General features: G+C 59.9%; 11 protein-coding genes. 7 read left to right on the forward strand and 4 right to left on the reverse strand.

The window, feature by feature from the left end; genetic code table 11:
• Nucleotides 1–123 precede the first annotated feature (123 nt).
• From AKL27_RS28625 to AKL27_RS07385, 7 genes are all read left to right on the forward strand, one after another.
• The gene (locus AKL27_RS28625; RefSeq protein WP_157056836.1) at nt 124–3,354 is read left to right on the forward strand and encodes a calcium-binding protein; all 3,231 of its coding nucleotides are present in this window, start codon (nt 124–126) and stop codon (nt 3,352–3,354) included.
• 88 nt (nt 3,355–3,442) lie between these two features.
• Nucleotides 3,443–6,664, forward strand: coding sequence for a calcium-binding protein (locus tag AKL27_RS07360; RefSeq protein WP_050462161.1), 3,222 nt, complete (start codon nt 3,443–3,445; stop codon nt 6,662–6,664).
• Between the two features lie 405 nt (nt 6,665–7,069).
• A complete protein-coding gene (gene nirB / locus AKL27_RS07365) occupies nt 7,070–9,607 on the forward strand; it encodes a nitrite reductase large subunit NirB (protein ID WP_050462162.1) in 2,538 nt (845 codons plus the stop codon).
• 43 nt (nt 9,608–9,650) lie between these two features.
• Nucleotides 9,651–9,998: a nitrite reductase small subunit NirD gene (gene nirD / locus AKL27_RS07370; RefSeq protein ID WP_050462163.1), complete on the forward strand. Its 348-nt coding sequence runs from the start codon at nt 9,651–9,653 to the stop codon at nt 9,996–9,998.
• A 5-nt stretch (nt 9,999–10,003) separates the two neighbouring features.
• The gene (locus AKL27_RS07375; protein WP_050462164.1) at nt 10,004–11,287 is read left to right on the forward strand and encodes an NAD(P)/FAD-dependent oxidoreductase; all 1,284 of its coding nucleotides are present in this window, start codon (nt 10,004–10,006) and stop codon (nt 11,285–11,287) included.
• Nucleotides 11,284–14,067: a nitrate reductase gene (locus tag AKL27_RS07380; protein WP_050462165.1), complete on the forward strand. Its 2,784-nt coding sequence runs from the start codon at nt 11,284–11,286 to the stop codon at nt 14,065–14,067. The genes AKL27_RS07375 and AKL27_RS07380 overlap by 4 nt, the downstream gene beginning before the upstream one ends.
• Before the next feature lie 119 nt (nt 14,068–14,186).
• Nucleotides 14,187–14,618 (forward strand): hypothetical protein, encoded by a 432-nt coding sequence (locus AKL27_RS07385; protein ID WP_050462166.1) that lies wholly within the window; start codon nt 14,187–14,189, stop codon nt 14,616–14,618.
• A 26-nt stretch (nt 14,619–14,644) separates the two neighbouring features.
• Here the strand turns inward: AKL27_RS07385 and AKL27_RS07390 are convergent, their stop codons facing one another.
• The 4 genes from AKL27_RS07390 to rdgB form a co-directional block, all read right to left on the reverse strand.
• Nucleotides 14,645–16,675 (reverse strand): putative bifunctional diguanylate cyclase/phosphodiesterase, encoded by a 2,031-nt coding sequence (locus AKL27_RS07390; protein WP_050462167.1) that lies wholly within the window; start codon nt 16,673–16,675, stop codon nt 14,645–14,647.
• A 2-nt stretch (nt 16,676–16,677) separates the two neighbouring features.
• Complete coding sequence (locus AKL27_RS07395; protein ID WP_050462297.1) at nt 16,678–17,880, reverse strand: EAL and HDOD domain-containing protein; 1,203 nt, start codon at nt 17,878–17,880, stop codon at nt 16,678–16,680.
• 147 nt (nt 17,881–18,027) lie between these two features.
• Nucleotides 18,028–19,272 carry a radical SAM family heme chaperone HemW gene (gene hemW / locus AKL27_RS07400; RefSeq protein ID WP_050462168.1) on the reverse strand — a complete coding sequence of 415 codons (1,245 nt, stop codon included), beginning with the start codon at nt 19,270–19,272 and terminating at the stop codon, nt 18,028–18,030.
• On the reverse strand, nt 19,269–19,853 hold the full coding sequence (rdgB, locus tag AKL27_RS07405; RefSeq protein ID WP_050462169.1) for an RdgB/HAM1 family non-canonical purine NTP pyrophosphatase: 585 nt from the start codon (nt 19,851–19,853) through the stop codon (nt 19,269–19,271). Before rdgB ends, hemW begins: the two co-directional genes overlap by 4 nt.
• Nucleotides 19,854–19,912 lie beyond the last annotated feature (59 nt).

Below are 19,912 nucleotides of genomic sequence, written 5' to 3' on the forward strand. Positions count from 1 at the left end.
ACAACTGATGCTGCATCCGGGCCGGCAATCCGGTGCATCCGCGTGGTCCCGGTCCCGGTCCGGCAACCGTGCCAACTGCCCGTCCCCCCGGATGCGACGCTGCCGGCAAATGGGACACCATGCTTGCGGCTTACACAGGAGTTCCTCATTCCCACCATCACCATCAACATAGCGCCACCCGGCAACATGCTGGCAGATGGCAGCATCAATATTGCCGGCCATATGTGGTTTGAGCTCGATGACGGGCAAGGCCTGGAATCCAGCGCAGAAAGCTTTGGCTGGACCGCGGCGCCGGCCGGCCGGCATGGTCAGGTGGAGCGCCACGACAGCAACAACTTCCAAGGAAAGAGTTACTCCCGGACGATCAGCATTTCGCCGTTGCAGTACACCAGCATGATCGCGTTTGCCCGCGCACCCGTGGCTTTTGGCTTTGATCCGGTCTACCACATGATCAGCAACAACAGCATCGACTTCACCTGGCGCACACTGCTGCAAGGCGGTTTGCAGCCGGATGATTTCATCGCGGCCTGGCCGGGCCTCGACCGCTATCCGATTCCGGATCACGTCACCGATGCCCAACGCCGCCGCTGGCGCGACGCGTCTGACTTCGTGACGGAACTGTCGCGGGAATCCGGCGCACTGCTTGAAAGCAGTTGGAACGCACGCCTGTCTGACGATTTGTATCAGCATCATCGCGACGGCTGGGAAGTTTGCTGGGCGCGCTATGCCCGGCTGCGCCCGGCACTCTGGCGCAACGACTTGCTGCTGCTGGATCTCGACGATGACGGTGTGGAAACGCGCGGCTTCCTGGATGGCGAATATTTCGATCACGATAACGATGGCATCAAGACCGTCACCGCCTGGGTCGGGCCGCATGACGGCATTCTGGTGCTGGACCGCAATCAAGACGGCGTCATCGATAGCGGCGCGGAACTGTTCGGCCGCCACGCCCTGCGCGCAGCAGCCAGCAATGCGGCAGACGGCTTTCAGGCACTGGCTGATCAGGATCACAACCGCGACGGCAGCGTTGACCGGCACGACCGCAACTGGCAGCACATGCGCATCTGGCGCGACCAGAATCAGGATGCCGTCGCGCAGCAGCACGAATTGTCGACACCGGCGCAACTCAACGTCACTGCATTGCAGGTCAGCAGCAGCTACCACTGGCAACGACTGAGCAACGGCAACGTGATTGTCCGCCGCGGGCAATTCCGCAGAGTCGATGGCAGCGTCGGCAACATGGCCACCATTGGCTTGAAGGAGGCGCCATTGTTCCGGCAATTCAGGCACCCCATTCCCGCCGACGACAGCAACGCGCATTTGCCGGATGCTCCCGGCAGCGGCAAAGTGCGTGATTTGCGCGCCGCCTGTTCGCAATCGCCTGCCTTGCGCGCCACCCTCATCCGCTACGCCTCCGCTGCGAACCGGGAAGCACAACACGCCCTGCTGCCACAGTTGCTGTCGGCGTGGGCCGCCACCGCCGGCATGAGCGCTAATTTGCAGCAGCGCGTCGGTGACCGTTACCGGGTACGCTGGAAAACGACAACGGAAGCGCTGCTCGACAGCGACCACAGCGCCCGGCTGGAAAACCTGCAGCACATCCTGCCAATCCTGGATGCATTCAATGGCCGGCACCTGATTGAGGTCCGCAATGGCGACATCGTCGCCGCGCATGGCATCACCGTTGCTGCCGGCAAGCCGGGACAACCAGGCAGCATCAGCATTGCACTGTCGCGCCATCAGCTTCAGGTGCTGGAAAAAGCGTACCGGAATCTGCAGGAATCGGTGTATGGCATTCTGTTGCTGCAAACCCGCTTCAAGCCCCTGCTCGAAATGGTACAAGGACGTCTCGGACAGGGTGTGATGCAAATGGATTTCCGTTCATTGCAGTATTACTTTGAACACCTGATCGCCGCCAACCGCAATACCGGTCTGGCCGAATTGATGGAATTCTTTCTCTACGCCACCACCAGCAGTGCCGCGCCGCAATGGCGCGCCGACCTGATGCTGGCGCGCCAGTTGCACCGGCGCTACGCGTCGGACGACACCCGCGATATACCGCACCTGTTTGCACGGCAGCACAATGCGCATCTGCATAACCGCCATGAATTCAATTCCGTGTTTCTCGGCACCCGCGGCGACGATTTCGCCTTTGGCAATGGCCGCAACGATCTGCTGCGCGGCGGCCCCGGCAATGACCACTTGTTTGGCGATGAGGGCAATGATCTGCTGGACGGCGGCAGCGGCGACGATATATTGACCGGCGCCGACGGCGACGATATCTATCTGTTGCGACGCCGGTCCGGCCACGATGTCATCGATAACCGTGCCGACTGGCACTACGCTGATTCGCGACGCGTGCCGCGACAACAAGGCCACGACATCGTGATATTTGACGACATCGCCTCCGGCGCACCGCTGCTGATCAGGAATCGCGATGGCGACATGCGGCTTGAATACGGTGCCGGCGACAGTGTCACCATCAGGCAGGGTCTGCAACATCGTCACCATGAAGTCAACGCCTTTCATTTTGCCGATGACGTGGTCATGACCACCGCCCAACTGATCAGGTCGCGCGGCATCGAACCGCTCATGCTGGGCGCTGACGACGACCGGCTGCGTCTGAGCCGTCACGACGATATCGTGTATGCCGGCGCCGGCGACGACGCCATTGCCGGCCGGCGCGGCAACGATACCTTGCATGGCGAACACGGTGACGATCTGTTGTTCGGCGGCATCGGCAACGATGTCCTGAACGGCGGTCCCGGCGCCGACATCCTGATCGGTGGCAGTGGCAACGACCTGATCATCGCCAATGGCGGCGCCGACATCATCGTCTTCGATCGCGGCGACGGCGCCGACAGCGTGCGCCTGTCCGGCAGCGGACAAGGCCGGGTAGTGTCGCTTGGCGGTGGCATCCGCTATACCGACCTGCTCTTCAGAAAAGCGGGCAATGAACTGATTTTCCATCTCGGCGCCTCCGAGTCGCTGACGTTCCGCAACTGGTATGCCGGCCAGGAACATCAGGGAATTGACGCCCTGCAAATGATATTGCATGACGACTATCACCCGGCCTCCGGTGCGGCGCTCAATACCATGCGCATCGCACTCTTCGATTTCTCGACACTGGTGGCGCAATTCGATGCCATGCGCCGCAGCCATCCGCGGCTGACTGGCTGGGCGCTGACGCCGGCCTTGCCGCACTGCCATTTGGGCGGGCATGACAGCGCGGCCCTCGGTGGCGAATCCGTCTTGCACTATGGCCGCAACCGCAACTTCCTGTCTGCGGCCGTTGCCCCCAGTCCGTTCGACCACAGCACTTTGTCCGGCGCCGCTGCCGAACTCACGTCATGACGTTCATCGCCGCGACCAGCATGCAGCACCGTTGATTCAGGCTTTGTCTCCCTCTCCGCAATCACCACCGCAAGCAAAGGAACCGTTTATGCCCAGCATCACCATCAATATCGCCGCCCCCCTTGCAACCGACGTCACGGGAAGCGCCGCCAATCTCCGCTTCATGTGGCTGGAACTTGACGACGGCAATGCACATGCCGCCAGCATCAGCAGTTGCGGCTGGCTGCCGCCGCCGGCAACGAGGCCGCACGAGCCCGGCAGACTGGTTACCGGTCAGCATGCGCAGGAGATACGCAAAAGTTACAGCCGGACACTGAACATTTCAGCCAGCCAGTATCAACAGCTCAGCGCGTTCACTGCCAATCAGCTGGAGCAGGAACTGGCGCCGGCCTACGACCTGTTGAATAACAACAGTGTCAACCTGGTCTGGCGGGCGCTTGAGGCCGCCGGCCTGGTGGCGGACAATCCGCGCTGGCCCGGCGCCTGGCACATCGATGGCGGCGGCACGACTGAGGAGAACGTGGCAACAGACGTCACCCCGGCACACACCGCAGAGGATCTGAAAAATTTTCTCGGCGACCTGCTGCAGCAATCACGGGAACTGGTTTGCGACAACTGGAAAAGCACCGTGCTGCGGAATCTGCAGACACATCTGGCCCAGCGCTGGCAAGACCATGCTGGCGACTATGAGCGCACGCGCCTCATGCGTTATGACCCGCTGGCGCTGGATCTCGATGGCGACGGCCTGGAAACCCGCAGCGTGAGCGACGAAAGGCCGGTCTATTTCGATCATGACGGCGATGGCGTCCGCACCGCGACCGGCTGGATCGCTGCTGATGACGGTCTGCTGGTTCTGGATCGCAACAACAACGGCATCATTGATGATGGCAGTGAACTGTTCGGTGACAACACTGCATTGATGTCCGGCGGCACCGCCAGCGATGGCTTTGCCGCACTGGCCGACCAGGACAGCAATCGGGATGGCGTGGTCAACCGCGATGACGCTGGCTGGAGCCGGCTCAGAATATGGCGTGACTTCAATCAGGATGGCCAATCCGACAAAACGGAACTGTTCTCCCCGGAGCAACTTGATATTACCAGTCTGACGCTGGCCGCGACCCGGCAGCGTCTGACCCTGGGCAATGGCAACCAGATCGCCGATACCGGCCATTACACGCGGCGCGATGGCAGTCGCGGCGAGATGGCGGATGTCAATTTCCGGGCACAGCCCTTTTTCCGCCGCTTCACGGATACGCCCGTGATCAGCCATGCCGTCACGCAACTGCCCGACGTTGCCGGCAGCGGCAAGGTGCGTGATCTGCGCGCGGCCGCCATGCAATCGCCGGCGCTGCTGGCTACCCTCACCCAATACCGCGACAGCACCACCAGCAGCGCACAACAGGCGTTGCTGGAGCAATTGCTATCGGACTGGGCCGCCACCGCCGGCATGCACTCGTCCCTGCAAGACCGGCTTGCCGGCGGGTACCTGATCGAATGGCGCGTACTGGGCCACGATATCGTGCGCAACGATGCACGCGGCGCGGCATTGGTCGCGGCACTGGAAAAAAAACTGTCGATTCTGGATGCCTTCAATGGCCGTCATTTCTTTGACGTGCGCAATGGCACGCCGGCAGCGTTCACCGGATTTCACGTACGCCCGGGACAGCAAGGCCAACCGGGCCGCATCACCATCGCCTTGTCGCCGCAGCAACTCGACACACTGGAACGAAGCTATGCCGCCTTGCACGATTCGGTGTACGACAGCCTGTTGTTGCAAACCCGCTTTACCAGCTTGTTCGGACAGGTCAACACCAGCTTTGCCGACAACCGCGTACAAATGGATTTCAGCGCCATCGAACAGCATTTTGAACAGGCGCTGGCGGCCAACCGCCCCGATGCGATGGCGGATCTGATCGAGTTTTACCAGTACGCCAATCTGCCCGGACTGCCGCAATGGCGCACCGACGTCATGCTGGCGCGGCAAATCCATCAGCGCGCCGGCATACCCGAGGAACAGCAGTTGTTTGCACAGAACGGCATCTCCCGCGGTCAGCGTTATGAATGGAAAAACAATATCATCATCGGCTCGATTGCCGGCGAATGGGTATTCGGCAGTTACCAGAATGATCTGATCTACGGCGATGCCGGCAACGATGAACTGTACGGATTCAATAACGACGACCTGCTTGACGGTGGCAGCGGCGCTGATTACATGAAAGGCGGCAGCGGCAATGACATCTATCTGTTGCGACGCAATTCCGGACATGACGTCATCGACAATACCGACAGCGAGTTCAGCTATACATCATGCAGCAGTCAAAGTAATGATATCGTGGTCTTTGAAGATGTTGCCGTCGGTGACCTGCAGATCATCCGGCGCAGCGGCGACGATATGCAACTGAAGTATGGCGACAACGACAGCGTGACGATCAAAAACGTATTCGTGGCACCGAATTGCGAAATCGATGCCTTCCATTTTGCCGACAATGTGGTGCTGACCACCGCGCAATTATTCGACGAGGTGGAACTGGAGGCGACGCAGCTGGGCGCCGCCGATGATTTCGCCCGCTTGAGCCGCTATGACGAATTCCTGTTTGCCGGTGACGGCCGCGACACCATCGACGGCGCCGCCGGCGACGATTGTCTGAGCGGTGAACATGGTGACGATCTGCTGTTCGGCAATACCGGCAACGACCTGCTTGATGGCGGCAGTGGCAACGACTTGCTGATCGGTGGCCATGGCGACGATATGATCCACGCCGATGACGGCGCCGACGTGATTGCATTCAATCGTGGCGATGGCGCCGACACCATCCGGATGTCAGCCGCCACCGACGGCAACACCGTGTCATTGGGCGGCGGCATCCGCTACGACGATTTGTGGTTCGAAAAAGCCGGCCGGCATCTGCGCCTTGATCTCGGCGGCGGCGATACGATGACTTTCAATGACTGGTATGCCGGTGAAGCGCAGACCGGGGTCGCCTGGCTGCAAATGATGACCGAAAACGGCCGCGACTATGACGGCAGTTCCACCTCGCCGTTGCAGAACAAGAAAATCGTGCAATTCGATTTCAGCCGGCTGGTCGCGCAATTCGATGCCGCCCGCCATACCGATCCCGGACTCGGACGCTGGGCGCTGGCGACGGCATTGCCGTCAGCCCATCATGACGGCAGTGACATTCTGGCACTGGGTGGCGAACGTGCTTATTGCTATGCCCGCCGGGAGCCGTTTCTAATGCGCGCCGACGAAACCGACATGTTGCAACCGCTGGCGCAGTACGATGCCGCCCGCTCGGCATTGCTGCAATAGCGCCCGGTTCACTGCCGCGCCACTGCCATTTGCACGGCAGTGGCGGCAACGCCGGCAGTGTTGGCCATTGCCGCCATGTGGCGCCCGTGCGCATCGGCTTCGCACCATTTTCGGGCGGCTCGCACCGCAATACATCACAGCATGATGCATTGCTGCGCTTCCGTATCCGGCATCCCGCTGCGCGGTGAGGGAAACCCTGACATCCACTGTCTGGCACAGCTTTTGCTCATGAGAAGACATCGGATCAACGACGATCCCCACATTTATTGCTGATCCAAAGATGGATTGACAGGACAACGGCGTCCGCCCAGCCAGGTATTGCACCTGCGCAGGCGGACGCTTTTTGTTTTCAACGGGATCAATGCGAGCGGCCTGAGCAGCCGGCGCCACAGGGAGAACTGGATCATGAAAATCATCGTCGTCGGACACGGAATGGTCGGCCACAAATTTATCGAGAATCTGGCAGACGGCGGCTTGCAACACATGGACATTACCGTCTTGTGCGAAGAACCCCGGCCGGCCTACGACCGCGTCCATCTGTCGGAATTCTTTGCCGGCAAATCGGCCGCTGATCTGTCACTGGTGACGCCCGGATTTTTCGAGCGCGACAATCTGTTGCTCAAACTCAATGCCAAGGTCGACGCCATCGACCGCATCGCCAAAACCGTCCGCATCAGCAGCGACGAAGTACTGTCCTACGACAAACTGGTGATCGCCACCGGCTCTTATCCATTCGTGCCGCCGGTGCCGGGCAAGGATCGCAAGGATTGCTTTGTCTATCGCACCATCGAAGATCTGGAAGCCATGCGCGAGTGCGGCAACCGCGCCAGGACCGGGGTCGTGATCGGCGGCGGTTTGCTCGGACTGGAATGCGCCAAGGCGCTGCGCGACATGCAACTGGAAACCCATGTGGTGGAATTTTCACCGCGACTGATGGCGGTGCAGGTAGACGAAGGCGGCGGCCGCGTGTTGCGCAAGAAAATCGAAGAACTCGGCGTCACTGCCCATACCCACAAGAATACCCTCGCCATCGTCGATGGCATCGACGGCACGCATCGCCTGCAATTTGCCGACGGCAGCCATCTCGATACCGACATGATCGTGTTTTCCGCCGGCATCCGGCCACGTGATGAACTGGCGCGCAACAGCGGCCTGGCGGTTGGCGAGCGCGGCGGCATCGTGATCGACAACCAATGCCTGACTTCCGATCCGGATATCTACGCCATCGGCGAATGCGCCTTGTGGGATGGCAAGATCTACGGTCTGGTGGCGCCCGGATACGACATGGCGCGCACAGCGGCGGCACATCTGCGCGGCAGCGAAGCGGCCTTCACCGGCGCCGACATGAGCACCAAACTGAAACTGATGGGGGTCGATGTTGCCAGCATCGGCGATCCGCATGGCCATACCGCCGACAGCCGCGCCTACCAATTCACCGATGAACGCAAGCAGATCTACAAGAAGATCGTGGTATCCGGCTGCGGTACCTATCTGCTGGGCGCGGTCATGATTGGCGATGCCGGTGAATACGGCACGCTGCTGCAAATGATGCTGAACCGCATCGCGTTGCCGGCCGATCCGGAATTCCTGATCCTGCCGCAAGCCAATGGCCAGTCGCGTCCGGCGCTCGGGGTCGACGCCCTGCCCGCCAGCGCCCAGATCTGTTCCTGCAACAATGTCACCAAAGGGGCGCTGTGTGAGGCGGTGGCCGGCGGCGCGGCATCAATCGGTGCCCTCAAGAGCTGCACCAAGGCCGGCACTGCCTGCGGCGGCTGCGTACCGCTGGTAACCCAGATCATGAAGGCGGAAATGCAACGTCAGGGTCTGGCGGTCAACAACCATGTCTGCGAACACTTTCCCTACTCGCGTCAAGAGCTGTACCACCTGATCCGCGTTGGTCAGATCAAGTCCTTCGAAGCCTTGCTGGCACAACATGGCAAGGGCCTCGGTTGCGACGTCTGCAAACCGGTGGCGGCCAACATTCTGGCCTCGTGCTGGAATGATTTCGTGCTGAAAAAGGAACATGCCGGGTTGCAGGATTCGAATGACTATTTCCTCGGCAACATCCAGAAAGACGGCAGTTACTCGGTAGTGCCGCGCATGGCCGGCGGCGAAGTCACACCGGCCGGACTGATCGCGGTAGGCCAGATCGCACAAAAATATGGCTTATACACCAAGATCACCGGCGGTCAGCGCGTCGATCTGTTCGGCGCCCGCATCGATCAGTTGCCCTTGATCTGGGAAGAGCTGATCGCTGCCGGGTTCGAATCAGGACATGCCTACGGCAAATCGCTGCGCACCGTCAAATCCTGCGTCGGCTCGACCTGGTGCCGTTATGGCGTGGATGACAGCGTGGGCCTGGCGATTGCATTGGAAAACCGCTACAAGGGCTTGCGCACACCGCACAAGATCAAGTTTGGCGTCTCCGGCTGCACCCGCGAATGCGCCGAAGCGCAAGGCAAGGATATCGGCATCATCGCCACCGAAAAAGGCTGGAATCTGTATGTCTGCGGCAATGGCGGCATGAAGCCGCGCCATGCCGAATTGCTCGCTGCCGACCTTGACCGCGCCACGCTGATCCGTTACATCGACCGCTTCCTGATGTTCTACGTGCGCACCGCTGACCGCCTGCAGCGCACCAGTGTCTGGCGTGACAACCTGGAAGGCGGACTCGACTATCTCAAAGCGGTGGTGCTGGATGACAAGCTGCACATCGCCGCCGAACTGGAAGCCAACATGCAGCATGTGGTCGACACCTATCAATGCGAATGGAAAACCGCCGTCACCGATCCGGAAATCCGCAAGCGCTTTCGTCACTTCGTCAACAGCGAGGCGACCGACAACAATGTCCGGTTCGTCGAAGAGCGCGGCCAGATCCGTCCCGCCACGCCGCAAGAGCGCAAATTGCTGGCAATCCCGGTGGTAGCGGCAACCGCCGCATAAGACAAACGCTGGTAGTGGCAGCCATCACGTTAAGGAGAATCTGATGCAAAGCGAACCGCACGTCGGCGACTGGATTGCCGTTTGCGCCCTGGAGGATATTGTCCCCAATACCGGTGTCTGCGCCTTGATCAACAATCTGCAGATTGCCATCTTTCACGTAGTCGATTCAGCGTCACGCATTTTCGCCATCGACAATTACGATCCCAACGCCGAGGCCGCGGTCTTGTCACGCGGTCTGGTCGGTAGTCTGGCCGAGCGCGTGGTGGTGGCGTCGCCACTGTACAAACAGCATTTCGATTTGCAAACCGGTGAATGCATTGAAGCACCCGAGCATTCGGTCAATGCTTACCCCACCCGCATTGTTGACGGCCGGGTGTGGATCGTCGCGTGATCCCCATGACCAGCATGCCGCTGCCATCGCCGTCACCACTGTCGCCTGCAATGCCGCGCCGGCAGTCGCTGGTGGTGATCGGCAATGGCATGGCGGCCATGCGCACCGTCGAAGAGCTGCAAAAGCTGGCGCCCGATCTGTACGACATTACGGTGTTCGGCGCGGAGCCGCACGGCAATTACAACCGCATTCTGCTGTCGCCGCTGCTGAGCGGTGAAAAGAAAGTGGACGACATCATGCTGCATCCGCATGCCTGGTATCACGCGCATGGCATTACGCTGCATGCCGGCGACCCGGCAGTACGGATTGACCGCCGGCGACGCATGGTGCATTCGCAAGCCGGCATGGAAGTCGCCTATGACCGCCTGCTGCTGGCAACCGGCTCAACCCCGTTCATCATTCCGGTACCGGGTCACGACTTGCCCGGAGTCATGGCATTCCGCACGATTGATGATGTCCATCACATGTTGGCAGCAGCCCGTGTCCATCGCCATGCGGTGGTGATCGGCGGCGGTCTGCTGGGACTGGAAGCGGCCAACGGTTTGCTGCGTCAGGGCATGCAAGTCACGGTAGTGCATGTCAGCGCCAGCCTGATGAATCAGCAACTGGATGCACCCGCCTCGGCACTGTTGCAAATGGCGCTGGAAGCCAAAGGCATCCGCTTCCTGCTGGATGCACACACTAGTGAAATCGTGGGCGACACCACCGCAGAAAAACGCGTGCGTGCGGTACGTCTCAAGGATGGTCGCGATATCCCGGCCGATCTGGTGGTGATGGCCGCCGGCGTGCGACCCAACATGGCGCTGGCACAACAAGCCGGCTTGCAATGCGAACGTGCGATTCTGGTAGACGATACCTTGCAGACCTACGATCCGCGCATTTATGCCGTCGGCGAATGCGTGCAACACCGGCGCACCACCTTCGGTCTGGTGACGCCGATCTGGGAACAGGCCCGCGTGTGCGGCGCGCATCTGGCCGGCGCCGGCCATCGCCGCTACATCCAGCAGGCCACCGCCACCAAGCTCAAGGTCAGCGGCGTCGACCTGTATTCGGCCGGCAATTTTGCGACCGGCGCCGGCATCGAAGATCTGGTCCTGCGTGATCCGGGACGCGGCATCTACAAGCGCCTGGTGCTGCAAAACCAGCGTCTGCTCGGTGCCGTGCTGTATGGCGATGTCAAGGATGGACCTTGGTACTTCGACCTGATTCGCGACGGCAGCGATATCAGTGCGATGCGTTCGCGCCTGCTGTTCGGCAAGGCGCTGTGTGCAGCGGCAACGAAAGCATGAACATGCATCAGACCTTATATCCGCTGACCGCGTTATCGGTGCGCACCACCTGCCCCTATTGCGGGGTCGGCTGCGGCGTCAAAGCCAGTCTGCAGGAAGATGGCAGTGTCAAGGTCGCCGGCGATGAACAACACCCGGCCAATCTCGGCCGGCTGTGCGTCAAAGGTTCGGCGCTCGGAGAAACCGTGGCGCTCGATGGCCGCATGCTGTATCCGCAATTGCGCTCGCGCGACGATGGTACAACCCGACGCGTGACATGGGACAGCGCCATCGACAAGGTAGCGCAGGGATTCGCCGACATCATCGCCGAACATGGCCCGGATGCGGTGGCGTTTTATATTTCCGGGCAGGTGCTGACCGAGGACTACTACATCGCCAACAAGTTGATGAAAGGCTATATTGGCAGCGCCAACATCGATACCAATTCGCGCCTGTGCATGTCGTCCGCAGTGGCAGGTCACAAGCGCGCATTCGGCGAAGATCTGGTGCCGGTCTGCTATGAAGACCTGGAGCTGGCTGACCTGATCATCCTGGTCGGTTCCAACACCGCATGGTGCCACCCGATCCTGTTCCAGCGCATTGCCAGGATCAAGGACAGCCGGCCGCAGATGAAGTTGGTGGTACTCGATCCGCGCCGTACCGCTACCTGTGAACTGGCCGATCTGCATCTGCCGCTCAAGCCCGGAAGCGACGTCGCGCTGTTCAACGGTTTGCTGAACTATCTGGCGCAACAGAACGTCATCGACAGCAGCTTTGTCACGGCCCACACCAACGGCATGCAAGCCGCGCTGGATGCCGCCGGCAGTGCCGATCTGCAAGCCACGGCCACGGCCTGCGGCCTGGCCAGCGCCGACCTGCTGGCGTTCTATGCGCTGTTCGCTGCCAATCCAAAAACCATCACGGCGTTTTCGCAAGGCGTCAATCAATCCTCTTCCGGCACCGACAAGGTCAACAGCATCATCAATTGCCACCTGCTGACCGGGCGCATCGGCAAACCGGGCATGGGACCGTTTTCGATCACCGGCCAGCCCAACGCGATGGGCGGCCGCGAAGCCGGCGGTCTCGCCAACATGCTGGCCGCGCATATGGATCTGGATAATCCGCTGCAACACGACATCGTCCGCACATTCTGGGATGCGCCGCGCCTGGCCGTGCGCCCCGGACTCAAAACGCTTGATCTGTTTCACGCGATTGAGCAAGGCCGGGTCAAGGCCGTCTGGATCATCGCCACCAATCCGATGGTCAGCATGCCTGATGCCGATCAGGTACGACGCGCATTGCAGGCCTGCGAACTGGTGGTGGTCTCCGACATCATGCAAGACACCGACACCAATGCGCTGGCCGATGTCTTGTTGCCGGCGCTGGGCTGGGGCGAAAAAGACGGCAGCGTGACCAATTCAGAACGCCGCATTTCGCGGCAACGGGCATTCTTGTCCGCGCCTGGCGAAGCCCGTGCCGACTGGCAAGTATTGTGTGCGGTGGCGCGACGCATGGGCTTTCCCGGTTTTGATTTCACCCATGCGCATCAGGTATTCGACGAGCACGCCCGACTCAGCCGCTTTCGCAATGGCAGCGGCAGCAACGAAAGCCTGCGTCAATTCAATCTGGATGGGTTGTGCGGCCTGGGGCAAGCCGGCTTCGATGCCTTGCAACCAGTGCAGTGGCCGTTGCAGCGCCATGCTGACGGCACGCTCAGCGGCAGCGCCCGTCTGTTCACCGACCATCGCTTTGCCCATGCCGATGGCAAGGCGCGCTTCATTGCCACCACACCGCGCGCCCCGGTCAACCTGCCGGACCAGACCTACCCCTTGATTCTCAATACCGGACGCGTGCGCGATCAGTGGCATACCATGTCGCGCACCGGAAAATCGCCCAAGCTGGCCGAACATACCGCTGAGTCTTTCATCGACATGCATCCGCAAGACGCCTTGCTGTATGGCGTGCGCGATGGCGAACTGGCACGCGTGGCAACGCGCTGGGGTAGCATGGTGGCACGCGTGCGGCACGGCGGCGGGATTGCCCGCGGCAGCCTGTTCGTACCGATTCACTGGAACAATCAGACCGCTTCCGATGCCCGCGTCGGCGCCCTGGTCAATCCGGTCGTCGATCCGCTCTCGGGCGAACCGGAGTTCAAACACACGCCGGCATGCGTGGCACCGTTTCCGGTGGCGTGGCACGGCTTCATTTTGAGCCGCACCGCAGCGGACTTGTCGCAACGCGTCGATATCAGCCATTGGACCCGGATTCAGGGCGTGCAGATGACGCGCCACGAACTGGCCGGACGGCAGACCATCAGCGACCACAGTGCCTGGGCCCGCAGCCTGTGTCCAGATGCCGGAGCTGCCGGCGACTGGCTCGAATATCAAGACCGCAGCGCCGGCATCTACCGCGCGGTGCAAGTGATTGACGATCGCATCGCCTTTTGCCTGTTTCTGTCACCGAATGTGACGATCGATCTGCCGGCACGCAACTGGCTGAGCAGTCTGTTTGCACTGCCGCGACTGAGCGAGATCGAGCGCGCTGCACTGCTGCTCGGTCAGCCGATGGAAAAGACTGCCGATACCGGCGCTACAGTCTGTTCCTGCTTCGGTGTCGGCTGCAACACGATCACCGATACCATCCGCCGGCACGGACTGAAAAGCGTCGGCGAGGTCACGGCATGTCTGAAGGCCGGCGGCAATTGCGGCTCGTGCGTACCGGAAATCAAGAAACTGCTGACACAGGCATTGGCACAACAACCTCAGCCAACCGAATCGGTAAAAATAGAAAATATTCTGTAAGCCTGCAAACAAATAACCAAATCCATGGATTGATTGGCGCCCGCAATTGCGCCCCCTGTTCTGCTCCCGTTACGCTCTGATATGCGATCGGCGTGACAGAAAACCCAAGGAGCCAACCCATGATCTATCCACACAAACTGCCAACGATGCGGCGTTCACCGGCGCGTCTGGCCTGGGCCGCAGCCGCTGGCGCGCTCTTGCTGCCATTGCTGGCACCGGCGATGGAAATACAGGTTGAAGGTGTAGCGATGTCTGACGGCACCGCAGCGTCGCTGGTGAATATGCGCGATCCAAGAATTGCCGGGATGCCACGCGCTGAACTGCTGCCGGCTGACGGCAGCATCCGGCGCAATATCGTGCGCTACCCGGCGGTGCCGCCCGCGCCGGCACCTTCATCGCTGTGGCCGGCACCGTCATCGGGACCATCACCGCTGCTGACCTATATCGGCGCAGTCGCTGCGGGCATTGCTGCCGGCAATCCCAACCTGCCATATACCTCGAATGAAATGATCAAACCTGCCGGCGCCTACGACAGCAAGACGCCGCCCTGAACCACGCGCACCTGAGATGGCCCGGGTCAAACGCCGGCGATGAACTTGCGACCTTCGGTCAGCAGCAATTGGAAATTATCGGCAGGAATCGGCCGCGAAAACAGATAGCCTTGCATTTCAGTGCAGCCGGCCGCTTTGAGGAAATCGAGTTGCGCCTGATTTTCCACGCCCTCGGCAATCACCTTGTGCTTCAACTGCTTGGCGATGCCGATGATGGCGCTGGCAATCGCGCAATCGTTGGTGTCATCCGGAATGCCCATGGTGAAGGAACGATCAATCTTGAGCGTATTGATCGGGAAGCGCTTGAGATACGACAGACTGGAATAGCCGGTACCGAAATCATCGAGCGAAATCGTGACGCCCAACTGGCAGACTTTTTCCATGATGGAAATGATACGGTCGGTACTGGTCATCAACATGCTCTCGGTGATTTCCAGTTCCAGCCAGTCGCCCGTCAGCTGATGGCGGCTCAAGGCGGCGCCGACCCGGTCCGGCAATGAGCGGGTAAATTCGCGCGCGGTGATGTTGATGGCAATCCGCACCGGTGCCAGCCCCGCCAGTTTCCATTGCCGCGCCTGAGCGCACACCGCTTCCAGCACCCAATCGCTGAGCTGCACAATCAAACCGGTTTCTTCCGCAATCGGAATGAAATCGCCCGGCAACAGCAAGCCGCGCTCCGGATGCTGCCAGCGCACCAGCGCTTCGGCGCCGGTGATCAGACCGCCCGCCAGTTCCACCTTGGGCTGGTAATGCAACAACAATTCATTGAACTCAAAAGCGTGCAGCAAACCGGTCTCGATGCGCAGCAGATCAAGCGTGTTGCGGTTCATCTCTTCGCTGTAATAGGCGTAGCCGCCTTCATTGTTTTCGCCGCCCTGCTTGGCCCGGTACATGGCGATGTCGGCCAGTCGCAGCAAGGTTTCGGTATCGCGCGCATCTTGCGGATACATGCTGATGCCGATACTGGCGCCGACGCGCAACTCGTGGCCTTCAATGAAGAACGGTTCGTCAAACAATGAAATCAGTTTTTGGGCGATGAAGCCGGCCTGATAATCCTTGTCGATATCAAACAGTGCAATCGCAAACTCATCGGCACCGAGTCGCGCCACCACATCATCTTCACGCAATGCCTTGCGCAAGCGAATCGCCACTTCGACCAGCAACATGTCGCCGGCAACATGACCGAGCGTATCGTTGATCGGCTTGAAGCGGTTGAGGTCGATGAACATGATGCAACCGTACAGATTGCCATGCTGCGCCGCCAGCAGCGCTTCGTCGACGGTACGCGTGAGCAGCGTGCGATTGGGCAAACCGGTCAGCGAATCGTAATAGGCCAGATGATGAATCAGCTTTTCTGCGTTCTTGCGTTCGGTAATGTCGTTGAGATAGCCAATCATGCCAATCGGCTGTCCGTGCTGATCGGTCATGACCGACAACGACAGGCTGGCCCAGAATGCTTCACCCGATTTCTTGCGCCGCCGCACTTCCATCTCGCGCCCGCCCTGAAACAGGAATACGTCGCTCAGCGAATCTTCTTCGTCTTCATTTTCATACAAAAACAAGACGTTGCGGCCGATCACTTCAAGCGCGCTGTAGCCGAACAATTGTTCGGCGCCACGATTCCAGCTGGTGATGAAACCGGCCTGATCCATCGTGATCACCGATTCGTGCATCTGATTCAGAATCTGCGCTTGCTGTTCCAGCTTGGATTCGATCTGGTCGAGCGAGTGGCTGCGGCGTTCGGTCTCGGCCCGGTTTTGCAGCAAGCGTCCGGTCAGCGCCGCGAACGATGCCAACAACGCATGCTCGGCATCGGTCCAGGCGGTGTCATGCTGAAAACTGTAATGGCCGAACACGATGCCGTTGTGCATCACCTCCTGCGTCAGTTGCGGATGCAATGTCAGCGGTTCCACCACGTAGCGGCCACCGGGACGTTTGAGCAAACGCGACGCGATCTGACCCAGGCTCTCATGCAATGCCAGACCTTCAAGGCCGAGCACCGCATCCAGCAACGCTGAACAGCAGGCCAAATCATTGCTGCCGAGAGTGGCGATCATGGTTAGGCCTCGTGGCTGACTTTGGATGCCCAGCGATAGGCCTGCAACAAGCTGCGACAATAGGTCGCGGCATCGATGCCGGATTCTTCCAGATCACTGTGGCGTAACGGTACGCTGCCGTATTCGGCGCGCTCCACCAGATCCAGCAATTTACCCAGACGTCCGCGCCGCTGCAGCAAGGCATCCAGAATGTCGGGTGGTAATTTCAATGGCGCCACGATCATGCTGACCGGCATCGCCAGCAACACGTCCAGCAATGAAAACATACCGACAATGAAGGCACGATCCTGTTCATCGCGATCACCGCCCTGATGCTGGCACAGCGCTTCCAGCAAGCCGGCGCGCGCAGCGGCGCGCGGCAACAAGGGATTGGCCGATTCGTCGCCGGGAAACCGTGCATACAGCAAGAGTTGCAGCCAGCGTTGCAACTGGCGGCGGCCCAGCAGATTGATGGCCTGGGTAAAGTTGGTGATATGCGCGGAAAAACCGAAGGCGGCCGAACTGACCAGTTTGAACAATTGATACGACAGCGCCGGATCCTGCTTCAGCAAGGCTTCCAGTTCCGGGGCATCGGCATCGCGTGCCACCAGTTCCAGCAACTTCAGCAAACGGGCGCGCGAAATCGCGTCTTTTTGCGAAGCATTGCTGGACGGATGCAAGGGATATTCGCCGCTGAACCAGCGGAAACCTTCCGCCCGGCATTGATCGAATTGCAAGGGTGTGGCGACATTTTCCGCCAGATGCGGGCCACGCAGGCGATGCATCCAGTGCGCTGCCCCCAGCGGAATGCCGTCGCTGCAATCAAGCAGCAGTGACTCCGCATGCGCATGCATGATGGCCTGACGCGGTGCCAGGCCGTCAGCGATGATGCCGTAGCCCTGCTTGTGCAGGCGATCCAGTGCCGGATGCTGAAGCGAATCGGTGCAATGCTCTACCGGAATGCGCAGCATGACCTGCCCGCGCCGCAGCGGCTCATCCAGTTCCAGCGAAAAGCGGGCCGGATCAGGTACCGGCAGGATGCATGACAACTGTCCCAATGCCTGCGACAAACCAAATTCGTTGAACAAACGTGAAAACAGCGCACTGCCGTCATCGTCGCACGGCGAAATATGGAGTGACAGAGCGGTCCATAGGCAATGGACGTCCGCGACAGGCTGTAGAAAAACTAAAGGAAAAGGAGGAATGCTTTTATCCTGGCCAGCCATATTGTTTTCGTCATTGCCGCGACCTGTCAGCAATGCGCTTCATGATGATCGATTAGTTAACAATAAATAAAGAAATTCCCCGAAGAACTCTTATCTAAATCCAAATTTTTTCTAATATACCCGATAAATATCAACTTCCACACACGCTCATTCAGATAAAAACATCTCTTGCAGATCATTCAAAAAGCGGCGGCCCAGCTCGGTCGGCCGCAGCAACTTATGATCCCGGTACAGCATGCCCTTGTTTTCGGCAGCATTCAGAGAATCTTCAATGAAATTGAGTGAAAGACCGGTTCTTTCTGCAAATAAATTTACCGGCACGCCATCGTTGAGGCGCAAGGCATTCAACATGAATTCGAAACCCAGTGCCGCGCGGCCGATTTCCCCTTCTTCCTGAATCGCATTGCCGGCCCGCATGTGCTCCATATACGTCTGCGGATGCTTGTAGCGCGCCTGCCGCACGATGCGGTGCGGGAACGACAATTTGGAATGGGCGCCGGCACCGATGCCGAGATAGTCGCCGAACTGCCAGTAATTCAGATTGTGCCTGGCCTGCCGTTGCGGCCGGGCATAGGCCGATACTTCGTAATGCTGATAACCGGCGGCGCCGGTCAGTTCAGCAATCATGTCTTGCATGTCGGCGCTGGTATCGTCATCCGGCACGGCCGGCGGATACTTGGCAAACAAGGTATTCGGCTCCAGCGTCAGATGGTAGAGCGACAGGTGCGGCGGCGCGAAGTCGATTGCCGTCTGGATATCCTGACGGGCTTGCGCTACGCTCTGCGATGGCAGCGCATACATCAGATCAAGATTGAAATTGTCGAAATTGGCATGCGCGATGTCGATCGCCTTGCGCGCCTGGTCGCCATCATGAATCCGGCCCAGCGCTTTCAGGTGTTCGGTATTGAAGCTCTGAATCCCGATCGACAAACGATTGATGCCACTGGCGCGATAGGACCGGAATTTCTCTGCTTCGAAGGTCCCCGGATTGGCTTCCATCGTGATTTCGACGGCGCCATCGAGCGGCAACAAGGTGCGGATATCCGACAACAGGCGATCCAGCCCGCCAGCCGACAACAGGCTCGGGGTACCGCCGCCGATGAAAATCGAATAGATCTTGCGCCCCCAGATCAGCGGCAGCGCGCTTTCCAGGTCGGCACGCAAGGCGTCCAGGTATTCCTGTTCCGGAAAGCTGCCTTTGACTTCGTGCGAATTGAAATCGCAATACGGGCATTTCTTGACACACCACGGGAAATGCACATACAGCGACAACGGCGGCAAGGCCGTCAATTGCAGGCTGCCGGGCTTGAGAAAAGCCAGCGCCGCCTGCGCCGGATCGGCTGCACTGCGCGGCGCCGGCGTGTCATTACCGACCGGTTTGATAGGAATCATCGCAATTTCTCAACCAAGGCACGCAAGGCCTGACCACGATGTGAATGCTGGTTCTTTTCGGCCGCCGTCAATTCGGCGGCGGTGCGGTTCAGTGCCGGCAGCCAGAAATGGGCGTCATAACCGAAACCACCCTCACCTCTGGCATCGGCAATGATTTCACCATGCCAGGCGCCATCGGCAATTACCGGCTGCGGATCATCGGCATGCCGCACATAGACCAGCACACAGTAATAATAGGCCGACTTGTCGGCATGCGCTGCCAGATCGGCGACCAGCTTCAGGTTATTGGCGGCGTCCGACTTCGGCTCGCCGGCGTAACGCGCCGACCACACCCCCGGGGCGCCACCCAAGGCATTGACGCACACCCCGGAGTCGTCGGCCAGCGCCGGCAAACCGGTCAGCCGCGCAGCATGGCGCGCCTTGGTCAGGGCATTTTCGACAAACGTGGCAAACGGCTCGTCCGCTTCCGGCACATTGAATTCCCCCTGCGCATGGACTTCACGGCCGACGGTGGCGAGCAGGCTGCCGAATTCCTTGAGTTTGCCGGCGTTATTGGAGGCGAGAACGATTTTTTGGGTCATGACAATAAGTACTTAAGAATAAGGGCCAAACGATCAGCTCACGGCAAACTTGCCGGACC

It is taken from the genome of Herbaspirillum autotrophicum (assembly GCF_001189915.1).
GTDB classification, from domain to species: Bacteria; Pseudomonadota; Gammaproteobacteria; order Burkholderiales; family Burkholderiaceae_D; genus Herbaspirillum; species Herbaspirillum autotrophicum.

Excerpts from the sequence above, each read along its gene's own strand:
- nirB (WP_050462162.1), top strand. The coding sequence starts at position 7,070 with ATGAAAATCATCGTCGTCGGACACGGAATGGTCGGCCACAAATTTATC.
- AKL27_RS07380 (WP_050462165.1), top strand. The coding sequence starts at position 11,284 with ATGAACATGCATCAGACCTTATATCCGCTGACCGCGTTATCGGTGCGC.
- hemW (WP_050462168.1), bottom strand. The coding sequence starts at position 19,272 with ATGATTCCTATCAAACCGGTCGGTAATGACACGCCGGCGCCGCGCAGT.
- AKL27_RS07395 (WP_050462297.1), bottom strand. The coding sequence starts at position 17,880 with ATGGCTGGCCAGGATAAAAGCATTCCTCCTTTTCCTTTAGTTTTTCTA.
- AKL27_RS07375 (WP_050462164.1), top strand. The coding sequence starts at position 10,004 with ATGACCAGCATGCCGCTGCCATCGCCGTCACCACTGTCGCCTGCAATG.
- rdgB (WP_050462169.1), bottom strand. The coding sequence starts at position 19,853 with ATGACCCAAAAAATCGTTCTCGCCTCCAATAACGCCGGCAAACTCAAG.
- nirD (WP_050462163.1), top strand. The coding sequence starts at position 9,651 with ATGCAAAGCGAACCGCACGTCGGCGACTGGATTGCCGTTTGCGCCCTG.
- AKL27_RS07390 (WP_050462167.1), bottom strand. The coding sequence starts at position 16,675 with ATGATCGCCACTCTCGGCAGCAATGATTTGGCCTGCTGTTCAGCGTTG.
- AKL27_RS07385 (WP_050462166.1), top strand. The coding sequence starts at position 14,187 with ATGATCTATCCACACAAACTGCCAACGATGCGGCGTTCACCGGCGCGT.
- AKL27_RS07360 (WP_050462161.1), top strand. The coding sequence starts at position 3,443 with ATGCCCAGCATCACCATCAATATCGCCGCCCCCCTTGCAACCGACGTC.